The following is a 2,013-nucleotide window of genomic DNA, read 5'->3' on the forward strand; positions in this document are numbered from 1 at the left end:
ATGTGTATAAGAGACAGGAGTTCCGACTACGATCGGCAGCCCAGAGCCCTGCTCGAGGGTCGAGCCGTAGGCCCGACAATCGCGATTGAGGCTGTTTGCTCCAAAAGCTGACATCGACAACATGACGAGCCGAGGGTTGAGCGTTCGAAGCACCTCGTAGCCAAGCCCGAGCTTTGGCAGCACGTCAACCGAATAATTGTCTACGACGACGTCGGCTCCCGCCAGAAGACGCTTGGCAAGAGCGAGTCCTTGGGGCTGCGTGAGATCGAGCGTGATGCCTCGCTTGTTGCGGTTCATGACGCAGAAGGCTGGCGTCTTTTCGTACATCTGAGCGTCGACGTAAGCAGGCCGTCGGTCAACACCGCGCCACCAATCGGGGTACTTGGTGGACTCGATCTTGATGACGTCTGCACCAAGATCAGCCAGAGTGCGCGTGCACAACGGACCTGCCCAGCCCATCGTGAAGTCAATGACGCGAATCCCACGCAAGGGCTGCCGTCCGACATCAACGAACCTGGACGTCTGCGACGTAGCCAAGGATCGCTGCTTTTGGATGTCCGCAAAAGTTTGCTGCTCGCCGGGAGCCGGAACCTTGCCACCTCGTCGCGGCGGCGTCAATGTCAGCCGCTGCATCGATCCAGCGGTCATGCCTTCTTCTTGGCCAAGGACGACAGGCACGATTGCGCCGCGCACCTTTTTTTCGGTATCGCGCAGCAGATCGGACATATCGGGTACTGGCACGATCGGGATCTTCCGCTTGCGCCCCTCCGCAAACCACTCCTGCGCTGTCCGCGCTTTCAGCCTCGGCACGAACTGTTGTTCGATCCTCTCGATGTGCTTCAAACGCTCTTCGCCGAGGACTAGAGCCGGATTATCGCGCAGGTCGGACAGGCCGAGCATATCGCAGAATGCGCGCCATTGTGCCGGCGTGAACGTTGTCACACCGAGCCAGCCTTTCCTAGTCTCGTAAATACCACCCGGAAAAACCGGCCAGAAGCGATTAACGCCAATCCGGCGCATGACCTCGCCGCGCGCCGATGCCTCGAACATGAGATATTCGCTAAGAGCCAGGCTCGATTCGAAGATACTGACCGACCACAGCGCCCCTGCTTCACCCTTCGTTCGCGCAACCGCCGAAGAAGCCGCCGCGATGAACCCCCACAAACCGCCGAGGATACCAGTCTGGAAATCTGGTGCGTGCAGCGGTGGGCCCTCGACCGGTCCAACCAGCTTGACGAGGCCGGCAAGCGCGCGGATGGTGGCATCGGTTGCGGCAAATCCTGCATAAGGACCCTCGCTGCCGAACCAGCTCGCTTCGAGGCAGATCAATCTGGATCGCCGCTGGCGGATCGCGGCGATGTCAATGGGCGGGCAATCCGCTGCATCAACGTCCCTGCCGTCAATCAGTATATCGCAGTTTTCGATCATAGCAGTCAGCCGCGCGATCGCATTCGGGGCCGCGGGATCGATGATCGTGCTTGACTTGTTGAAGTTCAGGAACGCGAACCAAGCGCTCTGCCCCATCGGAGTGAGCGGCGGACAGTCGCGAAGTGGATCGCCCGCCGGCGGTTCGACCTTCTGAACATCCGCGCCGAAGTCGGCAAACAATCGCGCGCAATAGCTAGTTGCCGCCGAACTGCCAATCTCGACGACCCGCAGATCTGACAACACTCCCATCACGGCTCCATTTTCCCAGACAAGAGGCCATCAGTCGGGAACTCTCGCAATTCCTCGCATCGGATTCGTCTTGAGCACGGAGCTAGTGCATAGCAAAGCCCTGATAGCCGCTTGCGGCGACCTCGTCGCATTTTTGTCGATAGCTGCCTACCCGCCGGTGTAGGAGAGCACCCGGCGCGGTTTCCCTTCGACGTTCGATCCCAAGTACCAGGAATTGGTCTTGGCAAGTAACATCTCATTGGCGGTCTCATCATGATGCGCCACCCATTTATCTTCCGCCTCTTTGGTGGGCTCGATCACGTTCAAGTTCTTGCCACGGAGATAGCTGATGCATCC

Annotated in this window: 1 protein-coding gene and 1 pseudogene; both read right to left on the reverse strand. The window is 59.3% G+C overall.

The features are described from left to right. The coding region (locus Q2941_RS51440) for a CoA transferase (protein WP_458197518.1) at positions 1-1,677 on the reverse strand (1,677 nt) is incomplete at its 3' end. Between the two features lie 82 nt (positions 1,678-1,759). Beyond that, positions 1,760-2,013 (reverse strand): annotated as a pseudogene (locus tag Q2941_RS51445) (cyclohexanone monooxygenase); the annotation flags it as partial.

Source organism: Bradyrhizobium sp. UFLA05-153 (assembly GCF_054185185.1).